The sequence below is a fragment of the Methylobacterium oryzae genome (assembly GCF_021398735.1).
Lineage (GTDB): Bacteria > Pseudomonadota > Alphaproteobacteria > Rhizobiales > Beijerinckiaceae > Methylobacterium.
Genome location: NZ_CP090350.1, coordinates 282,970 through 306,500 on the forward strand (window position 1 = coordinate 282,970; position 23,531 = coordinate 306,500).

25 protein-coding genes are annotated in these 23,531 nt (G+C 72.5%); 16 read left to right on the forward strand and 9 right to left on the reverse strand.

Translation table 11 applies throughout. The features are described from left to right. The first annotated feature begins 217 nt into the window (after positions 1-217). On the forward strand, positions 218-2,335 hold the full coding sequence (locus LXM90_RS29760; RefSeq protein WP_234083185.1) for a TonB-dependent siderophore receptor: 2,118 nt from the start codon (positions 218-220) through the stop codon (positions 2,333-2,335). 186 nt (positions 2,336-2,521) lie between these two features. After that, the gene (locus LXM90_RS29765) at positions 2,522-3,586 is read left to right on the forward strand and encodes a HoxN/HupN/NixA family nickel/cobalt transporter (protein ID WP_020094425.1); all 1,065 of its coding nucleotides are present in this window, start codon (positions 2,522-2,524) and stop codon (positions 3,584-3,586) included. An 88-nt stretch (positions 3,587-3,674) separates the two neighbouring features. Here LXM90_RS29765 and LXM90_RS29770 read toward each other — a convergent pair whose 3' ends face one another. Continuing rightward, positions 3,675-3,923, reverse strand: a complete 249-nt coding sequence (locus LXM90_RS29770) for a DUF6894 family protein (RefSeq protein ID WP_026605132.1) — start codon at positions 3,921-3,923, stop codon at positions 3,675-3,677. A 336-nt stretch (positions 3,924-4,259) separates the two neighbouring features. Next, a complete protein-coding gene (locus LXM90_RS29775; protein ID WP_020094423.1) occupies positions 4,260-4,523 on the reverse strand; it encodes a hypothetical protein in 264 nt (87 codons plus the stop codon). A 697-nt stretch (positions 4,524-5,220) separates the two neighbouring features. On the opposite strand from LXM90_RS29775, the gene LXM90_RS29780 reads away from it, so the two are divergent. Next, on the forward strand, positions 5,221-5,487 hold the full coding sequence (locus tag LXM90_RS29780; RefSeq protein WP_020094422.1) for a GNAT family N-acetyltransferase: 267 nt from the start codon (positions 5,221-5,223) through the stop codon (positions 5,485-5,487). A gap of 58 nt (positions 5,488-5,545) precedes the next feature. On the opposite strand, the gene LXM90_RS29785 is transcribed toward LXM90_RS29780, so the two are convergent. Further along, positions 5,546-6,838 (reverse strand): TAXI family TRAP transporter solute-binding subunit, encoded by a 1,293-nt coding sequence (locus LXM90_RS29785; RefSeq protein ID WP_234083187.1) that lies wholly within the window; start codon positions 6,836-6,838, stop codon positions 5,546-5,548. Between the two features lie 120 nt (positions 6,839-6,958). Beyond that, positions 6,959-7,567, reverse strand: a complete 609-nt coding sequence (locus LXM90_RS29790; RefSeq protein WP_020094420.1) for a PAS domain-containing protein — start codon at positions 7,565-7,567, stop codon at positions 6,959-6,961. A 214-nt stretch (positions 7,568-7,781) separates the two neighbouring features. Here LXM90_RS29790 and LXM90_RS29795 point away from each other — a divergent pair, with 214 nt between their 5' ends. Next, positions 7,782-8,021, forward strand: a complete 240-nt coding sequence (locus LXM90_RS29795; RefSeq protein ID WP_026605131.1) for a type II toxin-antitoxin system Phd/YefM family antitoxin — start codon at positions 7,782-7,784, stop codon at positions 8,019-8,021. 4 nt (positions 8,022-8,025) lie between these two features. Continuing rightward, positions 8,026-8,472, forward strand: a complete 447-nt coding sequence (locus tag LXM90_RS29800) for a type II toxin-antitoxin system VapC family toxin (RefSeq protein WP_020094418.1) — start codon at positions 8,026-8,028, stop codon at positions 8,470-8,472. Between the two features lie 53 nt (positions 8,473-8,525). On the opposite strand, the gene LXM90_RS29805 is transcribed toward LXM90_RS29800, so the two are convergent. Beyond that, positions 8,526-9,137 carry a TetR/AcrR family transcriptional regulator gene (locus tag LXM90_RS29805; protein WP_020094417.1) on the reverse strand — a complete coding sequence of 204 codons (612 nt, stop codon included), beginning with the start codon at positions 9,135-9,137 and terminating at the stop codon, positions 8,526-8,528. Between the two features lie 292 nt (positions 9,138-9,429). On the opposite strand from LXM90_RS29805, the gene LXM90_RS29810 reads away from it, so the two are divergent. Beyond that, positions 9,430-10,515: an alpha/beta hydrolase family protein gene (locus tag LXM90_RS29810; protein ID WP_103986395.1), complete on the forward strand. Its 1,086-nt coding sequence runs from the start codon at positions 9,430-9,432 to the stop codon at positions 10,513-10,515. 85 nt (positions 10,516-10,600) lie between these two features. Here LXM90_RS29810 and LXM90_RS29815 read toward each other — a convergent pair whose 3' ends face one another. Then, positions 10,601-11,164 carry a TetR/AcrR family transcriptional regulator gene (locus tag LXM90_RS29815; protein WP_026605129.1) on the reverse strand — a complete coding sequence of 188 codons (564 nt, stop codon included), beginning with the start codon at positions 11,162-11,164 and terminating at the stop codon, positions 10,601-10,603. A 102-nt stretch (positions 11,165-11,266) separates the two neighbouring features. Between LXM90_RS29815 and LXM90_RS29820 the strand changes: the two genes are divergently transcribed. Together LXM90_RS29820 and LXM90_RS29825 are read left to right on the forward strand one after the other, a co-directional pair. Continuing rightward, a complete protein-coding gene (locus LXM90_RS29820; RefSeq protein ID WP_020094414.1) occupies positions 11,267-12,472 on the forward strand; it encodes an MFS transporter in 1,206 nt (401 codons plus the stop codon). Between the two features lie 230 nt (positions 12,473-12,702). Next, complete coding sequence (locus tag LXM90_RS29825) at positions 12,703-13,833, forward strand: epoxide hydrolase family protein (RefSeq protein ID WP_020094413.1); 1,131 nt, start codon at positions 12,703-12,705, stop codon at positions 13,831-13,833. Positions 13,834-13,891: 58 nt separating this feature from the next. Here LXM90_RS29825 and LXM90_RS29830 read toward each other — a convergent pair whose 3' ends face one another. After that, positions 13,892-14,803 (reverse strand): MBL fold metallo-hydrolase, encoded by a 912-nt coding sequence (locus tag LXM90_RS29830; protein WP_020094412.1) that lies wholly within the window; start codon positions 14,801-14,803, stop codon positions 13,892-13,894. 178 nt (positions 14,804-14,981) lie between these two features. Here LXM90_RS29830 and LXM90_RS29835 point away from each other — a divergent pair, with 178 nt between their 5' ends. From LXM90_RS29835 to LXM90_RS29870, 8 genes are all read left to right on the forward strand, one after another. After that, on the forward strand, positions 14,982-16,322 hold the full coding sequence (locus LXM90_RS29835) for a sensor histidine kinase (RefSeq protein WP_020094411.1): 1,341 nt from the start codon (positions 14,982-14,984) through the stop codon (positions 16,320-16,322). Between the two features lie 8 nt (positions 16,323-16,330). Beyond that, complete coding sequence (locus LXM90_RS29840; protein WP_020094410.1) at positions 16,331-16,990, forward strand: response regulator transcription factor; 660 nt, start codon at positions 16,331-16,333, stop codon at positions 16,988-16,990. 411 nt (positions 16,991-17,401) lie between these two features. Further along, entirely contained in the window at positions 17,402-17,644 is a 243-nt protein-coding gene (locus LXM90_RS29845) for a hypothetical protein (protein ID WP_020094409.1), read from the forward strand. Positions 17,645-17,699: 55 nt separating this feature from the next. Then, positions 17,700-18,590, forward strand: coding sequence for an SMP-30/gluconolactonase/LRE family protein (locus LXM90_RS29850; protein WP_026605126.1), 891 nt, complete (start codon positions 17,700-17,702; stop codon positions 18,588-18,590). A gap of 77 nt (positions 18,591-18,667) precedes the next feature. Continuing rightward, the gene (locus tag LXM90_RS29855) at positions 18,668-20,497 is read left to right on the forward strand and encodes a glycoside hydrolase family 15 protein (protein WP_020094407.1); all 1,830 of its coding nucleotides are present in this window, start codon (positions 18,668-18,670) and stop codon (positions 20,495-20,497) included. 59 nt (positions 20,498-20,556) lie between these two features. After that, positions 20,557-21,069 (forward strand): hypothetical protein, encoded by a 513-nt coding sequence (locus LXM90_RS29860; protein ID WP_026605125.1) that lies wholly within the window; start codon positions 20,557-20,559, stop codon positions 21,067-21,069. Positions 21,070-21,381: 312 nt separating this feature from the next. After that, on the forward strand, positions 21,382-21,606 hold the full coding sequence (locus LXM90_RS29865; protein WP_234083189.1) for a hypothetical protein: 225 nt from the start codon (positions 21,382-21,384) through the stop codon (positions 21,604-21,606). Positions 21,607-22,075: 469 nt separating this feature from the next. Then, entirely contained in the window at positions 22,076-22,426 is a 351-nt protein-coding gene (locus tag LXM90_RS29870) for a hypothetical protein (RefSeq protein WP_020094404.1), read from the forward strand. Positions 22,427-22,521: 95 nt separating this feature from the next. On the opposite strand, the gene LXM90_RS29875 is transcribed toward LXM90_RS29870, so the two are convergent. Together LXM90_RS29875 and LXM90_RS29880 are read right to left on the reverse strand one after the other, a co-directional pair. Further along, positions 22,522-22,815, reverse strand: a complete 294-nt coding sequence (locus tag LXM90_RS29875; RefSeq protein ID WP_020094403.1) for a hypothetical protein — start codon at positions 22,813-22,815, stop codon at positions 22,522-22,524. Between the two features lie 129 nt (positions 22,816-22,944). Further along, on the reverse strand, positions 22,945-23,529 hold the full coding sequence (locus LXM90_RS29880; protein WP_020094402.1) for a hypothetical protein: 585 nt from the start codon (positions 23,527-23,529) through the stop codon (positions 22,945-22,947). Between the last annotated feature and the right edge of the window lie 2 nt (positions 23,530-23,531).

Sequence of the window (23,531 nt, forward strand, 5' to 3'; positions counted from 1 at the left end):
CGACGACGTTCCTCGGGCGCGGTGCCCCAGCGGAGCGCACGGTGCCGCCCGTCCGGGCGTGACGCCGCCCGCCTCCGCGTGGCCGCGCGCCGACAGCAGCGAGTGTGTGGTGGCGAGTTCTGGACGATTGTCGTTCCGCGAGAGTCCCAGGCCGCGCCGGGGATGCGCCCGCCCTGCTGGGGCGCGGCGCGGCAGCCCGCGCCTGGCCCTGGCGGCCATGCTGTCCGCCGGCGTGCCGGTCGGGGAGGTCCGCGCGCAGGAGAGCGTGACCCTGGAGGAACTGTCGGTCGAGCATGTCGGCGAGGGTGCCGCCCGCACGACGGCGTCCGGGCGCGGCAGCATCGGCCTGATCGGTCCGACACCGGGCTACGGCGCCGGCGCGGCGGTCAGCGCGACGCGCACGGCCACACCGCAGATCGACGTGCCCGTGGCCGTGTCGGTGGCGCCGCGCGAGACGATCACCGACATCGCCGCCACCCGCGTCGACCGGGTCTTCGACTACCTGCCCGGCGTCGCCCGCCAGAACAATTTCGGCGGCCTGTCGATCTTCAGCTACGCCATCCGCGGCGTGACCACCTCCGAGATCTACAAGAACGGCTTCCCCCTCAATCGCGGGACGCCGCCGCCGCCCGACGCCCAGAACATCGAGCGCATCGAGGTGCTCAAGGGGCCGGGAGCGGCCCTGTTCGGGCGCAGCGACCCCGGCGGGCTGGTCAACCTGATCACCAAGCAGCCGACCGCCGAGCGGTTCGTCGAGTTCGGCAACCAGGTCGACTCGTTCGGCCTGACCCGGGGCACGATTGATGCCGGCGGTGCGCTGAGCGCGGACGGCACGGTGCTCTACCGCTTCAACCTCGCCGCCCAGGGTGCGGGCAGCTTCCGCGACTTCGTCGACAGCGACCGGCTCCTCGTCGCGCCGGTGGTGAGCTGGCAGGTCACCCCGGACACGCGGATCACGGTCGAGACCGAGTTCGTGAAGAACCGGATCGTCTTCGACCGGGGCGTCATCGCGCTGAACCGGCAACTCGGGTTCCTGCCCGTCTCCCGCTTCCTCGGCGAGCCCGGGCAGAGCACCTATCAGAACAACAACACGCTGCAGGTCCGCGTCGACCACCGGTTCGACGAGAACTGGCAGCTTCGCCTCGCGACCTACTTCAACACGGGCGATCTCGCGGGCGAGTCGGCGGAGATCCGCGCCATCGCTGCCGACAACCGCACGGTCTCGCGCGACCGCAACGTGCGCGACTACCGCTGGGACGTGGCCGTCGGGCAGGCCGACCTCGTCGGGCGCTTCGATACCGCCGGCATCGGCCACACGCTACTGCTCGGCATGGACCGGGAGAGCACCGACAGCCGCACGCAGTACTTCCGCTCGAACTTCCGCACGAGCCCGTTCGCCCTGGACATCTACGCCCCGGTCTACGGGCAGGCGCTGCCGCCGATCACCATCCCGCGCAACAACCTGGAGCGGATCACCAACACCGGCCTCTACGCGCAGGACGAGATCGTCCTGAGCCCCGAATGGCGGGCGCTCGTCGGTGTGCGCCTCGACATCTTCGAGCAGAGCTTCCGCGAGCGCGCCGTCCGCAGTCAGGTCGACCAGTCGCGGGTCGCCGCGTCGCCCCGGGCGGGCCTCGTCTACCGGCCGATCCCGGAACTCGCCCTCTACACCAACGTCGGCACGAGCTTCCGGCCGAACATCGGCCCGGACGCCGCCGCCGTGACCCGCGGCACGGCCCTGCCGCCCGAGACCGGCCTCGGCTACGAGGTCGGCGCCAAGTCCGAGCTGTTCGGCGGCAGCCTGCTCCTCACCGCCGCCGCCTTCCGGGTGGAGCGGGAGAACGTGCTCACGCCCGATCCCGCCAATACCGGCTTCTCCCTCGCCGCCGGGGCCGTCCGCAGCCAGGGGTTCGAGCTGACGGCCCAGGGGCAGATCACGCCCGAGCTGAAGCTCCTGGCCGGCTACGTCTACGCCGACGCCCGGGTGACCAAGGACAACGTGCTCCCGGTCGGAGCCCCGCTCATCAACGTGCCGCGCCATTCCGGCAGCCTCCTCGCGGTCTACGAGCCGGAGGGTGCGTGGCGCGGCTTCGGTATCGGAGGCGGCGTGCGGGGCGTGGGCGCGCGCGCCGGCGACGCGGCCGGCTCCGGCTTCACCCTGCCGGCCTACGTCGCGGTCGACGCGCTCGCCTACTACCGCTTCGACAATGCCCGGATCGCGCTCAACGTCGAGAACATCTTCGACACCGCGTACTACGAGAGTTCGCTGAACGTGTTCCGGGTCTATCCGGGCTCGCCCCGGCGGATCACGGGCTCGGTGACGGTGCGGTTCTGATGGCGGGCCCGCGGCCCCCGTCCAGGCAGCCGCCGGGGTCGTCGCTCCGGCGAGAGGACGCGCCTGCGGGACTCCGCAGGCCGACCGCTTCTGCGCTATGTCGGATTCCGTGCTGCACGGCAGCAGCGACGCGACAGGCCCGGGCAACGGGGCCGAGGGGACGGTATTCGGGTGGGTAAGGCTTTGATGGAAGCGATCGTCCCGTCCGATGGCACGGCGCCCCGCGTCGTGCGGCGCCGCATCGTTCTGCTCTACCTCGTCCTGATCGCGGCCAACGTCGCCGCCTGGTCCTGGGCCTACAGCCTGTTCGCGGGGCAGCCGGCCCTGCTCTCGACCGCGCTGCTGGCCTACGTCTTCGGGCTGCGCCACGCGGTCGACCCCGACCACATCGCCGCCATCGACAACGTCACGCGCAAGCTGATGCAGGCGGGCCAGCGGCCGGTCTCGGTCGGCTTCTGGTTCGCCCTCGGCCATTCCACCGTCGTGGTGGTGGCCGCGGCCGCGGTGGCGCTGGCCGCCACCAGCCTGATCACGGCCTCGGAAGGCTACCGGGAACTCGGCGGCCTGATCGGCACAGGCGTCTCGGCCGCCTTCCTGATCCTCATCGGCCTCGTCAATCTCGTCGTCCTCGCGGGGGTCTGGCGCGCGTTCCGGCAGGTGCGGCGCACCGGCCGCTACGTCGAGGCCGACCTCGACATGCTGCTCGCCAACCAGGGCGTCCTCGCCCGGATCCTGCGGCCGCTGTTCCGCCTCGTGACGCGCTCCTGGCACATGTACCCGCTGGGCCTGCTCTTCGCGCTCGGCTTCGATACCGCCACGGAAGTGAGCCTGTTCGGGCTCTCGGCCGCCCAGGCGAGCCAGGGCATCGATCTCTGGACGATCCTGGTCTTCCCGGCGCTGTTCACCGCCGGCATGACGCTGGTCGACGCGACCGACGGCGTGCTGATGCTCGGCGCCTACAGCTGGGCCTATGTCCAGCCCATGCGCAAGCTGTTCTACAATCTCACCATCACCCTGGTGTCGGTGGTGGTCGCGCTGGTGGTCGGCACGCTGGAGGCGCTGAACCTCCTGGCGGACAAGCTCAACCTCCAGGGCTGGCTCTGGGAGCGGATCGCCGCGATCAACGACCATTTCGGCGTGCTCGGCTTCGCCATCGTCGGCCTCTTCGCGGCGGCTTGGCTCCTGTCGTTCCTCATCTACCGCCTCGGCCGGTTCGACCGGATCGACGTCAAGCCGGCCGACATCCCCTGACCGGCGTCGGCCGTGTCCACGCGGGACGTCCGGCGCCGGTGAGTTGGGCCGATGTCGGAGCGCGCCGGATGCGCGCGGCGGGCTGAACCTACCCGGCCGCCTCGCTGAGCCTCAGGCCGGTGAACGTCAGCGTCGCCGTGTAGATCGGCGCGCCGGCCGCATCCCGGACGACCACCGTGTAGGTTTGCCTGTCCCCGTCGCTCGGGATCTCCCATCGCGCGACGTCCGGGAGGGAGATCATCGCTTCTCTGCGCGCAGCGTCGAAATCGGCGCACTCGGTCCCGTCCTCGTCGCGTTGCAACTGACCGTCGTGGATATCGAAGAAATAGCGCGGCACCCACGCCTCCATGACTGGCTTCCCCTCACGAAAGCTAACCGGGATCGGAAACGCCGGTTCTCGGCGCGCGGCGCCCGATCCGCGCCGGTGACCGCGGCCGACGCCCTCGGATGAGCGGGCGTCGGCCGGGCCCGGCCGGCTATCCGTTCCGGGCCTTCCGGCGCTGGCGGCCGTGCCGTCGCGTCGCCGGATCGCGTCCTCGAACGGACACGTCGCGCGGGGCTGCGGATCGGAAGTGAGAGCGCCGCGCGACGGCGTGCGCGGCGTGACGGGACCGCTCCGGCCGTTCCGGCCGGGCCCGTGCCTCCGGACGGGCGGTCGCGGACCCGCGGTCTCTCAGCGGTCTCTCGTCTTCGTGGTACGGGAATCCTGAGTCTTGTTTCCGTCGTCGGCCGGCGAGGCGCCCGGAACGCCGGTGTTGCCCGAGCCCCCGCCCCTCTCTCCGCCCTTCATCTGATCGCCGTGCTGCATCCGCTGCCCGCCCGACCCGGACGGCGCTGGCCCGGACGTCGATCCTCCGGCGGCGCCCTGCGCCGTTGCCGCGCCGGCCGTGCCGAGAAGGAGCGACGACACGAGGACGAAGATCCGGATTGCGGTCATGATGTTCTCCAGAAAACTACCATTGGGCAAGCACAGAAAGCTGTCTGAGTTCCGGAATATCGCAAAGTATCGAGCTTGAGATCATAGTGTTATGTTTTTCTTATTGAATACTTCGGGTTGACGTGCCGAAATATCCGATAGCGGTCCGGGCGCGCGCATCGGCGGGCAAACCGCCCGGATCGCGCCTGAGCTGTGGGACGCCGACGTGGACCGGCCTCCCCGCGGGGAGCCCGCAGATCGGTCCGACACGGCGCGGCGGGCCGCGCTGAGAGTGGCTCGGAGGGCCGGAGGGGCCGGTCCGCCGACGATGCCGGCACGAAATGACCGCCGCGGCGTGAGCCGGGCGGTCCAGGTGGTCTCGGGATGTCCAGAGTTAGACGATCGCGGGCCGCGCTTAATCCGCGCCGCATCCGCGCCGCGAGGAGCGGACCGCCGTGCCGGCCGCGCCGGCCGCGTCGTCCGGCGGGCCTCGTCGTGCTGCGGCGCTCGCGCGCCATGTCCGCGTCGTCGGCGGCGATGCCGACGCGTCGGTTCTGACCCGCGTCCGCGACGAGGACACGCGCCCCATATAACCGTCGCGGGAGCGCGGGCCTCCGAGAGGCCGTCCGTGGCGGCGCGGGGATCCTGCAGAGCGCCGGGTTCGACGCGGTGCTTCCCGATCGGAGCCGCGCAAAGCCGGGGGACGAGGAGGACCGAGATGCTGCGCGACAATGTCGAGCGAGGCCGCTTCGAGCTGCAGGTCGGCGGTGACGTCGTCTTCGCGACCTATCGGCGGGAGCCCGGCCAGCTCGTCATCAGCCACGTCTACGCGCCGCCGGTCCTGCGCGGCACCGGGGCGGCCGGCCGTCTCATGGAAGGCGTCGCGGCGCACGCGCGCGCCGAGGGCGATCGGATCGTGCCCCTGTGCGGCTACGCCCGGGCGTGGCTGCGCGGGCATCGGACGCATCGCGACCTGCTCGCGTGAGGCCGCGACCGGGCCGGGATCGGCCGCCGCCGGGGGCCGGTGCCGGGATCGCCTGGCGCTAGGTCATCCGTTGCGCCACGTGCCGCCGCCGGCGCTGGACGGCCTCGCGGACATGCGCGACGAGCAGGGCGACGAGGCGGATCTCGACGCTCTCCGTCCGCCTGTGGGCCTCCATCCGGATCGTCTCCGCCGCGAGCGCGTCGGCCTCCCGCTCCAGATGATCGAGCTCGACCGGATCGGCGCTCGACACGGACAGCCAGATCTCCAGGAGGCGCATGACCCGGGTGGGCGGCTGCAGCGGCCGGAAGCGCCGATACAGGCCGATGCCCGCCGCGCCGAGGGAGGCCAGCGCGCTGATCATGAGCCCGACCCAGTAGGCCGCGTTCTGCGCCTGATCGCTCAGGCTGGGCTGGTTCCCGGTCAGGTACGCCGTCGCGCCCGGGTGGATCGGGAGCGCCTGGACCTTGTCGTCGGTGTCGGGGGCCTCGATGCCGGCCAGATCGTCGTCGAGCGCGACGAGCCGCGGCTTGCCGGTGAGAACCTCGCGGGTGATCTCGCCGGCGAGCCAGTCCGGCATGGCGCCGCGGGCCACGAGCCGGTGGCTGACGGACAGCGTGGTGATGTCGTCGCCCGGTGCCGGCAGGGAGCCGAGGAACGCGCCCTTGGGCACGTCGATCGTGTCGAGCACGGGGTGCTCCTTGGCGATCGCCGCCGCCTCGTCGACTTCGAACAGCTTCGCCGCCCCGGAGCCTTTGCGCAGCGCCGTGAACAGGGGCAGCCACAGCGCGCTCCCGACCGGAGCCACCACGAACACCGAACCGATCTGGCGGCTGCGGGCGGCCTCTGTCAGCTGGTCGATCGTCAGGATCCGGCGATGCACGCTGCTCGGGGGCACGCCGAAATGCGTCAGGATCAGGTCGAGCAGGAGCGGGTCGAGCTTACGCCCGTCGAGGAGACCGACGGTGCTGCCCCGCAGCTTGGCCACGCTGTCGACGGGGCTGCCCCCGGGCGCGACGAAGACCACCGCGTCGCGGCGCAGGATGACCAGGGTCTGCCCGTCCTTCGGCGCGGCGTCGCTGCGCACCAGGGCGAGCTGGGTCTCGCCCTTGTCGAGGGCCGCCGAGGCGCCAAGGCGATCCGGCTCGAAGATCGTCCGGATGCGCACCCGCGGATGCTGGGTCTCGAAGAGCTGCGTGAGCGCCTGCGCGGCCTCCCGATCCTCGGTGCTGGTCTTGGCGACCGCGATGTCGAGGGAGAGCAGGCCGAGGAGGAGATGGATGAGCAGAGCAGCGACGGCGGCCCCGGCGATGACGCCGAGGACGATGACTGTCGTTCTGGAACGCCGGATCATCCGTGCCGCGCTGATCTGCCGATCCACCAGCATAGCGCGCGTGTCTGGCCCAGTCTCCCGCTCCCGGACAGGATCGGTCGACGCTCCGCCCCATGCTGTATCTTGCTCGGGACACCGCGATCAGTTCATCTGGCGGTGCCGGTCCTGGACCTCCTGGAGGGCGAGCCTGCGGCCCAGCGTCATCAGCAGCGCTTCGGCCTGCACCTTGAGCTCCGCGTCCCGCAACTCGCTGATCGCGTACATCGCCGCGATGGCGTGATCCGCTGCCAGCTCGAGGGGCGACGTCTCCGCACGCGGCACGGCCTCGTCGGCCATGTCCTCGAACATCCGCATCCGGGTGATGTCGAGGAGGATGCCGCTGCCGCCCTGGAGCCGCCCGACATGATCGCCGGTGAAGCGCCCGCGCACCAAGACCCAGCGCGTCCGACCGTCCGCCGAGGTCACCCGATGCTCGGCGAGGTACGGTGTCCCCTCGCGGGCGCTGCGCCGAATCAGATCATCGATCCGCTCGCGATCGTCCGCGTGGATGCTGCTCATGTAGCGGCCGAGCGGGACGCCTTCCTCGGCCTCGGCCGGATCGACGTTGTACACCAGGGCGACGAAGGCATCGGCCCGCACCCGATCGACGCCCGCGTCCCATTCCCAGCGGCCGACGACGTCGAGCGCGTCCAGCGCCGTCTGGAAGGTTTCCGAGGCTGTTTGCCCGTCCAGGGGCTTAAAAGCTGCCACCCGAGCACCCGTATTCAGTTAACAGTAACATACGTTGGTCCTAAAGCGCTGCAACCGCAAGGGGCATAATCTGGTCTGCAATCAACTGTTGCGTGCCGGACACGGGTCGGCCCCGGCGAGCCGCCGGGGCCGGGTGCCGACGACGGGCCGCGGGCGGTCCTTGCAGATCGGAACCTGGACACCCATTATGACCACAGTGGTCACGGAGAGCGCCATGCAGGAGATCCAGCTTCGGGACGCCAAGGCGACGCTGTCGGCCGTCATCGACCAAGCGAAGCAGGGCGCGCCCTCGATCATCACCCGCCACGGCCGCCCCGAGGCCGTGCTGCTCAGCTTCGAGGACTGGCAGCGGCTGTCCCGCGTCCCGTCGTTCGGCCGCCTGCTCATGGCCGCGCCCGTCGCGGCGGACGACCTCGCCCCCCCGTCCGGCGGGCTCAGAAGCGCCGAGCTGTGAGGCGGTGTACCTCGTCGACACCAACGTGCTCTCGGCCGGCGCGCCGACCAAGGCCGTTCCGGCCGTCGCACTGATCGACTGGATGGACCGGAACAGCGCGGGGCTCCACCTCTCGGTCGTCACGATCGCCGAGATCGAGGACGGCATCGCGAAGAGCCGCAGGGACGGTGCCGCGCGCAAGGCCGAGCGCCTCGCGGCGTGGCTGGAGACCTTGCTGCACCTGTACGCCGCCAAGGTCCTCCCGATCGACCTCGCCGTCGCGCGCCACATCGGCGGGTTGTCCGATCTGGCGCGCGGACAGGGGCACGCGCCCGGCTTCGCGGATCTCGCGATCGCCGCCACCGCGCGCTGCAACGGCTGGACGGTCCTGACCCGGAACGTGCGGCACTTCGCGCCGCTCGGCGTTCCCGCCTGCGATCCCTTCGTCGCGCTGCCGGCCGATGGGCGGTGACGGCGTCGCGCCCGTCACCGCGGGGCCGCGGCGGCGTGCCGATCGCGGCGGGACTATCGGGACGGTGTGCAGAACTCGGCCGTGAGACCGGCGAAGGCCGCCCGCAGGAAGGCGTCCACGGGACGGTCGCCGCCCGCCTGGATCCAGGCCTCGATCGCCAAGCGCATCGCACCGAGCGACGCCATGGCGACGAGGCGCAGCGGGGCGCTGCGGACGGGATCCGGCCAGCGCTCGATCAGCGCGGCGTGCAGGGCCTGCTCGTGCAGGCCGTAGGCCGCCTGCTTGCGGGCCTTCAGGGTCTCGCTGGACCGCATGACGCGATCGATGCTGATGAACTCCTGGGTCCGGAAACCCGTCGACAGCGCCAGCAGGGCGTCCCGGACGGCCTCGACCGGGACCTTGCCATCCGGCTGGGCCAGGACGGCCTTGCGTAGCGCCGCGCCGAAGCCGCGCATCTGCCACTCCAGCAGGATCTCTTCCTTTGACTTGAAGTAGTAGAAGAAGGTTCGACGCGAGATGCCGGCCGCCTCGGCGATCGCGTCCAGGGTCGTCGCCTCGTAGCCGTGCCGGCTGAACAGCCGCAGGCCGGTCTCGGCGATCCGTTCCAGTGTCTCCTGCCGTTTTCGCGCGCGCAGGCTGCCGGGCTTCGGTGGCGGGCTCCCCATGCCGGCGTTGTGACATGCGATTCCGCACTTGCAAAGTTGCACGCGGTGCAATTATATTTTTACACCGAGTGCGATTTTGATGCGCGGTCTCGGGACGCGGTGCGGAGTCCGGTCGGGCGCCCGCCCCTTCCTGCCGATATCGGCAGCCTCGTTCGCCGTCGGGGCCTCCGTCGGCGAACGGAATTCGGTTGGCGCGCGCCGGGGGCGAGGGCGCGTCGTGATCGGGCTGCGGCCGGCGATGCGCGGCTCTGCGAACCCTCCTGGCTCCCCTCCTCTCGCGAAAGCCTTCCCCATGCTCGAGTCTTCCGGTCCGACAGCGGCACGGCCATTGCCCAACCGTCGGCAGGTCGGCGCCATGCTGCTGGGAACCCTGGCCGCGGGTGTGACGCGGCCGGCCGCGGCGGAGCCCGTCGTCGAGGACGTCCGGATCGTCGACTTCGACTGGGTCGACGGCGCGCGCCAGCGACCGGTGCCGGTACGCCTGTACTGGCCGAACACGTCGTCGCTCCGGCGCCGCGTCCCGCTGGTCGTGTTCTCGCACGGTCTCGGACAGTCCCGGACCGGCTACAGCTATCTCGGTCGGCACTGGTCGTCCCACGGGATCGCGAGCCTGCACCTGCAGCACGTCGGCAGCGACAGCTCCGTCTGGACCGGCAATCCCCTGGCCCTGCTCGACCGGATCGAGCGGGCGGCGCAGGAACGGGAGGCGATCGCCCGGGCGCGCGACCTGCGCTTCGCCCTGGACCGCCTCCTCGTTCAGGACGGGGGCGCCTTCGGAGACCGGATCGACCCGCGCCGGATCGTGGCGGCCGGCCATTCCTACGGCGCCAACACGACTCTGATCGCCGCGGGTGCGCGCGTCGTCCGCGACGGGCACGCCCTTCAGGCGCGGGATCCGCGAATCGCGGCCGGGATCGTGATCTCGGCGCCGCCCTTCTACGGCGAGCGCGACCTGCGGGCGGTCCTGGGCGCCGTCGAGATCCCGACCCTGCACGTGACGGCGACCGAGGATGTCATCCAGCTGCCCGGTCGCACCTCGCCGTTCAGCGACCGCCTCGCCGTGTACGAGGCGATCGCGACGCCCCGGAAGTCCTTGGCGGTCTTCCAGGGCGGCTCGCACAGCATCTTCACCGACCGTCCCCTCACGGGCGGTCTGAACCTGAACCCGCAGGTCAAGGCGGCGACCGCCGCCGGGACGCTGGCCTTTCTCGACCTCGCCTTCCGCGGCGATCCGGAGCCGCTGCGCGCGTGGTCCTCGACCTGGCGACCAATCCTCGCCGTCGCGCCCGCGGGCTACGCGGGCGCGTCGCTGGCGCAACCCGCGATAGCGACCCGCGGAAAGGACCGGACGCGCGCCCAGCCCGTGGAGCCGCTCTGACGGGCCGCTCGTCGCGCCTCCTGGCAGCTGAGGTCAGGAGCCCGGCCTCCTCCGCGAGGTCGGTGCACGGGGTCGGCGCCTCGGGTCAGGTCGCTTCGCGCGCCGTCAGGGTGCGGTCGACCAGCTCGAGGATCCGTTCCCGGTCCAGCGCGGTCCCGAACAGAATCCGGTAGAGGATCGGCGAGACGACCCCGTCCAGCACCGCCTCGGGGTCCGGGAAGGCCTCGCCGCGGGCCACGGCCCGATCCGCGATGATCGCGATCTGATCGCGGGTGAAGCTGCAGCATCGCTGGGCACAGTTCGCGTCCGCCGCCGCCAGGACGTCCCGGATCATCTCCCGCCCCGGCGCGGACGACATCTCGTCCGCGTACTGCTCCGCCCACGCCTCGAGATCGGTCCGGCCGCTCCCGGTATCGGCCGGCTCGCCGTCGGGACGGAGCCGCTCGACCGCGACATCGGCCAAGAGCTCGGCGAGCGTGCCCCACCGGCGGTAGATCGTCGACGGCGTCACGCCGGCCGCGGCGGCCACCAGGGGCACCGTGATCTCCGAACGGTCCGTCGTGGTCAGGAGCGCGCGCACGGCCGCCTGAACCGAGGTCTGCACCCGCGCGCTGCGGCCGCCCGGACGCGGCCCTTGCCTCGTCGTCATCCTGCACTCTGCCATCTGGGGCACCACAAACGCAAAGATATTGCGTTTGTGGTGCGGAGGGCCTACGCATCAAACGCAACGGATTAGCCTTTAGGTTCGCCAATGACCAGGGACCGCAAGCTGAAAGTTGTGGCTGTCGCGGGCAGCGGCACGCTGTTCTTCCACGCGGCGGTGCTCGGCACCTTCCTCGCCGCGTCCGCCGCTCCGACGCCGCTGTACCGGTTCTACCAGGAGACCTACGCGCTCTCCCCCGTGCTCACGACCGCGGTGTTCGCCGTCTACGCGCTGGCGCTCCTCAAGGCGCTCCTCGTCGCCGGGTCGATCTCGGACCATCTGGGCCGACGGCCGGTGATCTTCGGCGCGCTGCTCCTCGAGCTGGTGGCGATGGCCCTGTTCACGACGGCCAGCGGGGCGTGGGGACTCATCGCGGCGCGCTTCGTCCAGGGCGTGGCGACCGGCATCGCGGCGAGTTCGCTGGGCGCCGCGCTCGTCGACGTCGACCGGGCGCGGGCCCAGCTCGTGAACGCGATCATGCCGCTGATTGGGATGGCGGCGGGCGCGCTCGGGACCAGCGCCCTCGTGCAGTACGGCCCGCACCCCCTCCACCTCGTCTACGCGATCCTGGGCGCGGTGTTCGCCGCGCAGGCCGCTCTCCTCTGGCTCACGCCCGAGACCGGCGAGCGCCGCGCGGGCGCCCTGCGGGCCCTGAGGCCGCGCGTCGTGGTTCCGCCACAGGCCAGGCGGCCGCTGGCCGCGATCACGCCGACCAACATCGCGACCTGGATGCTCGGTGGCTTCTACCTCTCCATCGTTCCCTCGCTGGTCGTCGCCGCGACGGGCAGCCGGACCCCGTTGACGAGCGGCGTCATGGTCGCGGCCCTGATGGTCGCCGGCGCCTTCGCGGTCCTCCAGCGGCGCGGCCGGGACGCCGCGGCCAACCTGACGATCGGGACGCTCGCCATGACCGCCGGTCTCGTCATCGTGCTCGCCGGCATGCACGGCGGGAGCGTGCCGGTCCTGATCGGCGGGACCCTGGTCGGCGGGGCCGGCTTCGGGACGAGCTTCCTCGGCGCCCTCGGCACGATCGTCCCGCTGGCGAAGCCGAGCGAGCGGGCGGAGCTCCTCGCGAGCTACTACGTCGAGAGCTACCTGGCGTTCAGCCTCCCGGTGATCTGTGCCGGGTATCTCGTGCGCCGGATCGGCTACGTGACGACCGCCGACCTCTACGCGGCCGCGATCCTCGCCATGAGCGCGGCCGGGTTCCTGGCGCGGCGGGCGCTGACGTCGCGACGCGTCTCGCCCGGCTGACGTACCCTGCCTGCGGCGCTCCGGTCGGGTCCGCGTCCCGGAAGGGCACCGAAGCCGGCCGCCGGGGGCCGACAGCCCTCGCGCGATCGCGCCGCCAATAGCCGTCGTGCCGGGCGGGGCGATCCCGGCGTGACCGTCCCGGCCCGGCCGCGTTGACCCGGATCAACGTCGCGCGAACGGGACGGCCGGTATCGGCACGCTCCCGGGACGCGGAGCCGAGCGGAGGCATCATGCGAGACTTCACCGTCGCCTGGGACGCGAACCGGCTGGCCTGGGTGCGGGAGCGCGTGCGGGCCTACCGCCTGCCGCGCCTGCCGACGGGAGCCGGCTGGCGCTACGGCTGCGATCCGGCCGTCCTGGCCGACCTGTGCGCCCACTGGCTCGACGGCTTCGACGAGGCCGCGGCCGCGGCCGCGCTCAACCGCTTCCCGCAGATCCTGGCCCGCGTCGAGGATCTCGACCTGCACGCCGTCCACGTCGTCGGCGAGGCGGAAGGCCGGCGCCCGCTGCTGCTGATCCATGGCTGGCCGGGTTCGATCTACGAGTTCTGGTCGGTGATCGAGCTCCTGGCCTTCCCGTCGCGCCACGGCGGGCGGACGGAGGACGCGTTCGACTTGGTGATCCCGGCGCTGCCCGGCTTCGGCTTCTCGGGCAAACCCGCCGCGCCGATCGGCGCGCGCACCGCGGCGCGGCTGTTCGACCGCCTGATGCGCGAGCAACTGGGCTACCCGCGCTACCGGGTGCAGGGCGGCGACTGGGGTGCCGGTGTCGCGGCCTGGCTCGGTCTCGACCACGCCGCGTCGCTGGAGGCGATCCACCTGAACTACCTGCTGGTGCAGCCCGATGCCGAGCCGGAGAGCGCCGCGGAGCGGGCTTGGCAGAAGCAGGCCGGAGCCACCCAGCAGGCGCTCGGGGCCTACGCGCAGCTGCAGGGCACCAGGCCGCTCTCGCTCGGCTACGCCATGGCGGACGAGCCGGTGGCGCAGCTGGCGTGGCTGGTCGAGCGCTTCCACGACTGGGCCGACCTGCGGGAGCGGCCCTTCGCGCAGGTCTTCACGAACGATCAGCTCCTGACCAACGCCCTGCTCTACATCCTCACCGATTCCTTCGCGACGGCGACGTGGTTCTACGCCGGCGCGCAGCAGGAGGGTGTGCGCCGGATGCCGCCGGGGCGGCGCGTCACGGTGCCGACGGCCTTCGCGGCCTACCCGGATCCGCGCACGCCCGCGCCGCCGCGAGAGTGGCTGGAGCGCGGCTACGCGGTCTCGCGCTGGCAGACGATGCCCCGCGGCGGCCATTTCGCCGCCATGGAGGCGCCGGACCTGTTCGTCCGGGACCTGCGGGACTGGGGCCGCGGCTGACGGCGTCGTCCCGCCGCATCGCGGACTCGGCCGGACCCGGCGGCACGAACCGGATCCTCTAGATCAGCGCGTAGCCCGCCCCGTCCCGCTCGATCCGCCCGCGGGCGGCGAGGTGCATCCCGGTCACGCTCAGGCCCTCCGCCGCCGCGCGGTCGAGGATGCGCCGGCGGGTCGCGATCGCCTCCGCCGGATCCGTGTCCCAGATGACGGTCCAGTCCGGGTGCGGCATCTGCAGGAGCCGCGAGTGGATGACGTCGCCCCAGATCAGCAACCGGTCCACGCCGTCCGCGATCAGCACGCCCATGTGACCCGGCGTATGGCCGGGGAGCGGCATCGCGTGGATGCCGGGGGCGAGCTCGGCCTCGCCCGAGAGGCGGCGGATCCGATCGGGGTAGGCGGCGAGCACGGCCTGCGCCGTCTCGAACATCGGCCGCAGGGCGTCGGGCGCGGCGGCCCGCGCTCCCGCATCCGACCAGTAGGCGACCTCGCGCTCCTGCACCACGAGCTCGGCGTTCGCGAACCGCGCCAGGCGGCCCGGCGTCAGGAGACCGCCCACGTGGTCGGCGTGGAGATGGCTCAGCCAGATGGTCTCGACCTGGTCGGGCCGCACGCCCTCCGCCGCCAGCGCGGCGGTCACCCGGTTGAAGTCCGGTCCGAAGACCGTTCCGCAGCCCGCGTCGAGCAGCCAGTGGCGCGCGCCGCGCCGGATCAGGAAGGCGTTGACCGGCTCCGGCGACGGACCCTCCCCGGAAAGACCGGCCCCCGTCAACAGACCCCGTCCGGCCGGGCTCTCGGCCGCGGGCATCATGCGCGGCTCCAGCGGAAACAGCCCGTCGCGCAGGGGCGTCACGGTGAAGGCGCCGACCCGGTGGGGCGCGGGTCCGGGCGCGGCCGCGCCGGGGCGGTGCAGGCCGAGCGGCAGCAGGGCGGAGGCGGCGAGCAGGCTGCGGCGGGACAGGTGAGAGGCCATGGCGGGCTCCGCGGGAGACGAAACGCCGCCATCCTGCGAGGCGTGCGGGGCGCGGGCCAGGGACGTCCTCCCGCGCACGGCCGGGCATTCTTCCCGCGCTGCGTCGGCGCGGCTTGCGCGCCGGGCCCTTCCCGGTGCCAGATCGGCACGTCGCTTCGAGCCCGGCCGTTTCGCCCCCATGAGCCTGCCCGCGCATCTCGGCCTACGCCTCCTCGTGGTCGCCCTCCTGTGCCTGGCCGGAGCGGTCGCCTGGACCGGCTTCGCGGCCCAGGCGAGCCTGCAGCGGGAGGCCGCGACCTCGGCGGAGCGGATCGCCGCGCAGCTTGCGCGTCAGCCGGGGCTCGGCAGCGCCGGTCCGGTCGCGATGCCCGCCGCGCCGCCGCAGCCCGCACCGGCCCTCCTCACCATCCTCCCGGGGATCTGCGCCGACATCCAGCTCGGCGTCGAGTTGCCGCGGCGCGTCTGCGGCGACTGGGATGGCCTCGATGCCGCCCCCGCGTGGTTCCGGGAGGCGGTTACGGGGGACGCCGCGGCCGCGCCGACGATCCGCGCGATCGTCTTCCGCGAGCGCACGATCGGCAGCGTCACCGCCTGGCCCGATCCGACCGCTGCGGCGGCCCGCGTCTGGCAGCGGGTGCGTCTCGCGGGCGGGCTCGCGCTCGCTCTGACGGCGGCGACACTGCTCCTCAACTGGCTCGCGGTCACGCGCCTCGTCGCGCCCGCCGGGCAGATCGTGCGCGGGCTGGCGAGGCTCGACGCGGCCCGGACCCGGTCGCCGCTGCCGCGCTTCGCCGCCGCCGAGTTCGACCGGATCGCACGCGCCTGCGATGACCTCGCCGACCGGCTCGCCCGCGCGGAGGCCGCGCGCGCGGAGCTGATGCAGCGGCTCGTCACGGTGCAGGAAGAGGAGCGGCAGGCGCTCGCGCGGGACCTGCACGACGCCTTCGGCCAGTGCCTCGCCGCCGCGGGCGCCCGGGCGGCCGCGATCGAACTCGCCGCGCCCGACGACCGCGAGGATCTGCGCGCGGACGCGCGCGGCATCGAGGCCGTCCTCGCCACCATGCGGGAGAGCCTGCGCGGGGCTCTGGCACGCCTCGAACTGCCCGACCTCGCCGAGACCGGGCTGGAGGACGCGCTGCGGGGCCTCGTGGCGGATTGGCGGGCGCAGCTCAGGTCCGGCCCGGCCCTCCATCTCGACGTGGCCGGCGACCTCGCCGACATGCCCGTGACCGTGTCGGCGAGCCTCTACCGCATCGCGCAGGAGCTCCTGACCAACGCCCTCCGCCACGGGCGTCCGAGCCGGATCTTCCTGCGGGTCGTCCGGACGGAGACCGGAACGCGGGCGGTGACGCTCACGCTGGACGACGACGGCAAGGGCGATGTCTCGCGCACGGCCTCCGGCACCGGCCGCGGCCTCGTCGGCATCCGCGCGCGGCTCGCCGCCCTCGGCGGCAGCTTCACGCTGACCGGCACCGGCAGCGGGATCCGCGCCTGCGCGACCGTCCCGACCGCGGTCTGAGGCGTCTCATGCCCACGTCCATCCTGCTCGTCGACGACCATCCGGTGGTGCGCGAGGGCTATCGCCGCCTGATCGAGCGACAGCCGGGACTCGTCGTGACGGCGGAGGCGGCGAGCGCGGCGGAGGCCTACCGCCAGTACAAGGCGCACGGGCCGGATCTCGTGATCCTCGACCTGTCGCTCCCGGGGCCGAGCGGCATCGAGGCCATCCGGCACATCCGCCAGTGGGACGGGGCGGCCCGCATCCTGGTCTTCAGCATGCGCACCGGAGCCGTCGTCGCGCGCCGAGCCTTCGCCGCGGGGGCGTGCGGCTACGTCACCAAGGCGAGCCCGCCGCGCGCGTTGCTGGCGGCGGTGGCGGCCGTGCTGCGCGGCGAGCGGGCGATGAGCGCCGACATCGCCCACGCCATCGCCCAGGACGAGGTGGCGGGCGGGCGCTCGGCCGTCGACGCGCTGAGCCCGCGGGAAGTCGAGATCCTGAGCCTGACCGCGGGGGGGATGACGGCGCAGGCCGTGGCCGAGGCCCTCTGCTTGAGCCTGAAGACGGTGCACAACAACCTGTCCGGGATCCGCGCCAAGCTCGGTGCCCGAACGGATGCACACCTCGTCTGGATCGCCGTGGGCGCCGGGCTCGTGTGCCCGCCCGAAGAGCTGGCCGGCAGGGCGTGACGGGGACCGCGCGCATCTGTCTGAGTGACGGATGATCCTTCCCGACATCCATCGCTGAACTAAGCGCCGCGTTTAATCCGCGCCGATGCGTGCGTGAGGGCACTCCGCGATTGCATGTCACCATCTACTTTGCCATCGCGGCACGAAATGATGCGTGAAGTCACGGTTGGTGATTTTGCCGAGACTGCGGATTAAACGACGATTACATGGAGAGGGCGTCTCTGCTCTTGGTCGGCGCGGTGCGCCGGTCGCGGGCCGGTAGGGAATAACCGTGCGCCGATGGCCGTGTGGTCGATCGTGGATCTCCCGTCGGTCGTCGGCTCTCGCCCCGCGGACGAGGCGCGCATCACCGCGCAGGCAGATCGGATCGGAGATTGAATCGGGAGGCTCGCCATGACTGTCGGACAAGCGATGACCCGTGGAGCGATCATCGGCCTGATCGCGCCGTTCATCTGCATCCATGCGGCGCTGGCAGCCGCGTTCACGGGGACGGGCGGCGGCCCTGAGACCACGATCAACGCGCCGTACCGCTCGTCGGTGGGGCAGACGGTGCCGCCCGGCGCGGGGGCCGCGCCGCTGCACGATCCGCGGGAACGGACGCGACGGCAGAAGGACCTCGACGCGGTCCTCGGCAGCGTCTGCGACAAGTGCTGACGCCGTCGCGACAGGTCCGCCTCGAACATCGACCGACACGAACGGGAACGAGCATTTGCGTCCTCCGCACGACATCCGAATTCTCAGCCAGGTGCGCTGCCACCTCGGTGAAGGACCGAGCTACGATCCGCGCACCGGGACGGCGTGGTGGGTCGATATCCTGGAAGCGCGCCTGTTCGAGAAGCCGATCGCCAGCGCCCAGAAGGCGCTCGTCCACGTCCTGCCCGTCCAGGTCAGTGACATCGCGGCGATCGACGGCGCCCACCAGCTGCTCTCGGCGGAGGACGGTCTCTACGTCCGGTCGATCCGGGACGGGGATATCCGGATGCTCTGCCCCCTTGAGGAGGATCTGCACCACAACCGGTCCAACGACGGCCGCGTCCATCCGAGCGGCGCGCTGTGGATCGGCACGATGGACCGCGACGCCACCAAGGGGCGCGGCTCGATCTATCACGTGGCCGGCACGAAGGTGCACCGCCTCTTCGGCGGCCTGACGATCCCCAACGGCATCAGCTTCTCGCCGGACGGCGCCACCGGCTACTTCGTCGATACCGACGTCGGCGTGCTTCACCGCGTCCCGCTCGATCCGAGGACCGGGCTGCCGCGGGGACCGGTCGAGATCCATTTCGACCACCGCGGCGGCGAGGGCGCGATCGACGGCGCCGCCGTGGATGCCGAGGGCCTGATCTGGACGGCGCGCTTCGGCGCCGGCTGCCTCGACGCCTACAGCCCCGCGGGCGAGCGGGTCCGCACCGTGTCGGTGCCGATGCGGCAGCCGACCTGTCCGACCTTCGCGGGACGCGATCTCGACCGCCTGCTGGTCACGTCCGCCTACGAGGGCATGGACGTGGCGGACCGCGCCGAGGATCCGGAGCATGGCCGGACGATCCTGATCGACGTGGGCGCGCGGGGGCTGCTGGAGCCGGCCTTCCGGCTCTGCGCCTGACCAGGCCGGACCGCGGTTCTCGCCCGCCCTGGCCCGACATCAGCCGGCGCGTCGAAGCGCAACACCCAGGAGACTCTATGACCGACGCGGGCGAGCGCCCCTATCAGCCGATCGAAGCCTACGCCCTCCTGAGCAACTGCGAGGGGTGCGCGCTCGTCGCCCGCGACGGATCGATCGACTGGGCCTGCCTGGAGCGCTTCGACGCCGACCCGGCCTTCTCCCGGCTGCTCGACCGCCGGCGCGGCGGCCATTTCTCCATCCGCCCCGAGGGGCGGTACGAGACGGCGCGGCAGTACCTGAGCCGCAGCAACATCTTGGAGACCACCTTCACCACCCCGGACGGCTTCGTGACCCTGCACGACTTCATGGTCGGGCCTGAGGGCGGCCCGCACCGGCCGCTCCTGGTCCGGCTCGTCAGTGGCGTGTCGGGCCGTGTTCCGATGGTGGTCGCCTACCGGCCGCTGGCGGGCTTCGCCGAGTCCTTCGCGCCGCCGGAGATCGCGGGCGGCCGGGTGACGGCACCGGGATGCCCGGGCCTCGTCGCGGATGTCGAACTCGTGCGGGACGGCGCCGGGGCCGCCGCGCGGTTCGTCCTCGAGGGCGGGCAGGCGCGGAGCTTCAGCCTCTACGGCGGTGCCCTGCCGGACGCCTCGCCGGACGCGCGTGCCCTGATGGAGCGGACGCGCAAGGCTTGGGTGCTGTGGACGCAGGACGCCGCCTACACGGGACCGCTCGCCGATGAGCTGATCCGGTCGGCGCTCGTGCTCAAGGCGCTGACATACGCGCCCACCGGCGCGATGGTCGCGGCGGCCACGACCTCCCTCCCCGAGGAGATCGGGGGGATCCGCAACTGGGATTACCGGTTCTGCTGGATCCGCGACGCGTGCCTGTCCTTCTACGTCCTGAAGAAGTTCGGCATGCTGCGCGAGGCCGAGGCCTTCTTCGGGTTCGTGTCCGACCTCTGCGCGCGGGCGGAGGGGCGGCTGCGGCCGCTCTACAGCGTCTCGGGCGAGGTCGACCTCGCCGAGACCACGATCGCGCATTTCGAGGGCTGGCAGGGCAGCGCGCCGGTGCGGGCCGGCAACGAGGCCGCCGCGCAGCATCAGGCCGACGCGTACGGGCAGGTGCTCGACCTGCTCTACCTCTACACACGCCTGGGCGGCACGCTCCCGGAGGCGATGCTCGGGCACGGCGCCCGGCTGGCCGACATCTCCGCCGCGCACTGGCACCGCCCCGACGCCGGTCTCTGGGAGCCGCGCAAGCCCGAGCAGCGCTACCTCCACGCGGCGATCATGAACTGGGTCGCCCTGGACCGGGCGATCCGCCTGTTCGGCCCGCGCGAGACGTGGTGCCGGGAGCGCGACCGCATCGTCGCCTGCGTGAACGGCCCGGGGATCCACCGGGACGGCTACTACCCGCAATATCTCGACGGTGACGACGTCGACGCCGCCCTGCTGATGGCGCCCCTGGTCGGCTTCCCGGTCGACGAGGCCGCCTTCGCCCGGACCGTGGACGTCGTCATCGAGCGCCTCGGCCACGGCCACCTCGTCTACCGCTACCGGAACGACGACGGCCTGCCCGGCCACGAGGGCACCTTCCTGCTCTGCGCCTTCTGGCTGGTCGACGCGCTGCTCTGGCTCGGCCGGGACGCGGAGGCGCGGCTGCGCTTCAACGCCCTGCGCGCCCTCCAGAACGACGTCGGCCTCTACGCCGAGGAGGTCGCGCCGGACGGCGCTTTCCTGGGGAACTTCCCCCAGGCCTTCAGCCATCTCGGCTTCATCCACAGCGCCCTGATGCTCGACCTGTTTGACCACGGCGGTCGCGCGGCGGTGCAGGGCACCTACGCCGACCGGTCCCTGCGCGAGACGGCGCTGCGCCGGACACCGACCCTGGGCGGCCCCGACTGATCGCCGCCCGCCATCCGCCCGTCCGCTGTCGCCACCCCTCATTCAGCACAGGAGTGCCCATGTCCCGATCGAGCCGTCACGAAGCCCGTCTCCTGAGCGTGGACGAGGCCGATCTCGTCGCGCGCTCGCATCACCCCAGGCTCGGTGAGGCCGATGACGGCGGCTTGGCGGAGCTGGTCGCGCGTCTTCGGGCAAGCCGCGACCGTGCGCGGGATATCTCCCGCCGGCAGCGCCGCGAGCTGCGCGGCAAGGCCGCCCCGTCCGGCGCGCGCGCCGCGACCGACAATACCGGGACCCGCCGGAAGGCCGCGGTGCTGGCAGCCGCGGTGAAGCGCGCCAGCAAGGAGAGCGAGCGCAGGCGGAACGCCCGGGCGCGCGGTCGCCTGGTCACGAGCTCCCGCAGGGCGCTGGCGATGAAGCAGGCCGCCGGCGATCACGGTCTCGCGCGACCGACCTCGCGCACCGCGCACGATGGCATGCAGGCCGTTCCGAACGACAGCCTCGCGCCGTCGGGCGCCCTCGACAGCGCGGGACACGAGATCGCGCGGCGGCGCGGCGGCGGTCCGCGGTAGCGCCAGACCCGGACGGCCGCCGCGGGCGCTCCGGGCTCGGCCCTTGCACACCGGCGTCGGCTTCCGCGCCATCTCACCGGTAGCGGACGGGCCGGATCCGCGGCGCGCCTCTCTTCCGGCCGCGGCCGGTCACGGGCGCGGACCCCCGCCTCGCGGTGCGCGCCGGCGCGGATCCCGCGAGATCCCTGTCGCGGCTCTCACGCGAACCTCGCGGACGCGCCCGTCATGGAGCGACAGGAGACGTCGGTCCTGGCAGGGTGGGATCCGATCGTGGCCCCGGGCCGTAGCGGAGCGCGCCCGGACCAGGCGCGCATGAGGATGTTGTCGATGCGGGGCGCCGCGCTGATTTTCGGGACACTTCTCGTCATCGCGACCTTCGTGTGGTTCATGTACTTCGTCCCCCTGGGATGTGCGATGAACACGACGGGGTGCCGGGAGACCTTCTCGGTCTGGAGCGGCGGCGGCCTGGTCCATTTCTGGGCGCCGCTCCTTGTCGCAGGCGCGGCGATCCTTTTCGGATTGTCCGGCTCCAGGTAGATCGGCGGTATTCGCGCATTGCGAGGCAGGGCCGCCGACGCTCCGGTCGTCGACGGATCTGGTCAGCGGCGACGAGAGGGTCGTCGATGAACGTCTAGACGGCCGTGCAGCCGTTCCGGTGATCCCGCCCCTCGGTCAGGGGTCAGCTTGCCGGCGGGACCGGGCCGTGCGAGGTGTCGCACGCGACGATGCCTGACGTGAGTTGATCCGCCGATCGCATGAGCCTCGCCGTCGACCCGACCCGCGCCCGAACCCCGATGACCGCCGATCTGCACCGCGGCTATCGCGGCCGGGAGGGCGACCGACGGGCCGCGCGGGATGCCGGTCGATACCAGTTTCGGCGTCGGACAATCCCCGCGACCCGGCGAAAACGCGACTGGGCCGCCCATCGCAACATCGTGCCGGCGCCTGCCGGAGGAACCGCGTCCCGCGAGGCGGGACCGTTCGCCAAGACAGGGGATGTCTGGGAATGATCATCTGGTCCGGCTGGGGAATGCTGACGGCGCTGATCGCGGCGGCGGGCCTGATCGGCAGCGTGCTGCTCGATCCGGCGCTCACCCGCCTGGGCGTCCCGACGCCCACGGGCGTCATCCTGGTGTGGGTGGTGGCGGCCGGCTTCAACTGGTGGCTCGGCACCCGGCTGAACGGCAGGCCGGGCCGCGAACTGCTCGACCCGCGCACGGGGCAGACGGTGATCCTGCGCCCGCGCCACACCCTGTTCTGGATCCCGATGCAGTACTACTCCGTGCTCATGGTTCTGCTCGGTCTGCTCGCCGTGATCGGCGCGATGCACGCCGGCTCGCCGGGCCGGCCTGTCTGACGGGCGAGCGCCGCGCCGCGGGTGCGCGGCCGCGACCTCTCCGAGGCCTCTCCGGCGCTCGACGCCGCGGCGCAGGGATGAAGCCCGTGGCAGTCCTAGGGGCAGTCCGGAGCGTCCGGAATCGCGTCGAAGGCCTGCGGTCCCGGCTGTGCTCGGGGGCGGACGACGACGCGGACCGTGACCCGACAGTCACCCGCCCGGACGCGGTAGCGCTCCCCGTCGACGCGCTCGACTGCATCGATCGGACGCGATCCCAGCACCCGCGCGGCCGCCTCCGCGACGGCCTGGACTTCACGCACGCGTTGCCAGGACGGCGGCAGGGCGGCCTGGGAAGTCGTCGGAAGCAGCGCGAGCCCCGTCGCGCTTAGCCAGCGCCGCGCGGCCATCATGCCCGGGCCTCCCGGGTCCTGGCGGGAGCCGACACCGGCGCCGGGACAGCCGCCTGGATCGGCCGGACCGCGAAGAGCCGAAGGCGTCGGCGCGTGAGCGTCTCTCCGTTCATGCGGCGGGGACGAACCTCACCTGACCGCGAAGACGGAGGCCGGTGCCCCGTAGCGCCGGTCCCAGCCTTCCCACGCGACGTCGGTCGGTCCCACGGCGAAGTCGACGACCCGCCAGCCGTTTCCGTCCTGGCGCAGCAGCGCGGCGTAGTCGTTCGAGTCTAGATCGTCCGCGGCGCGAGGGAGGGGGCGGCCGTCGGGCCGCTGCATCCGCGCGAAGAGGAAGGCCCAGGGGCCGACTTGGTTCAGGGCGTGCACGACGAACTGCACCGGCTGTCCCCGCCCGGCCTCCGCAGGGCCCCGGGCGACATCGAGCAGGACGCGCCGCGCTGCGCCCTGCGGGGTCTCCGTCCCGGCCTGTGCAGGCTGTCGCGTGCCGTCGCCGCAGGGCTGCCAGGTTCTCTGGGCGCCGGTGTCGGCCGGGCGTCCGTGGCACCAGCCCGCGGCGGCGAGCCGGCGATCGAGGCCGTCGCGCCGTTCGCAGGCAACCTGCGTGCGCGGATCGTCGCCGGAGCCGCCGCGGCAGAGGCCGTTGGCCGTGGTCCAGTCCCGGAGAAGCGCCGCCACCGGCTCGGCGCGCGTCGCCGTCGGCGCCGCGATCATCA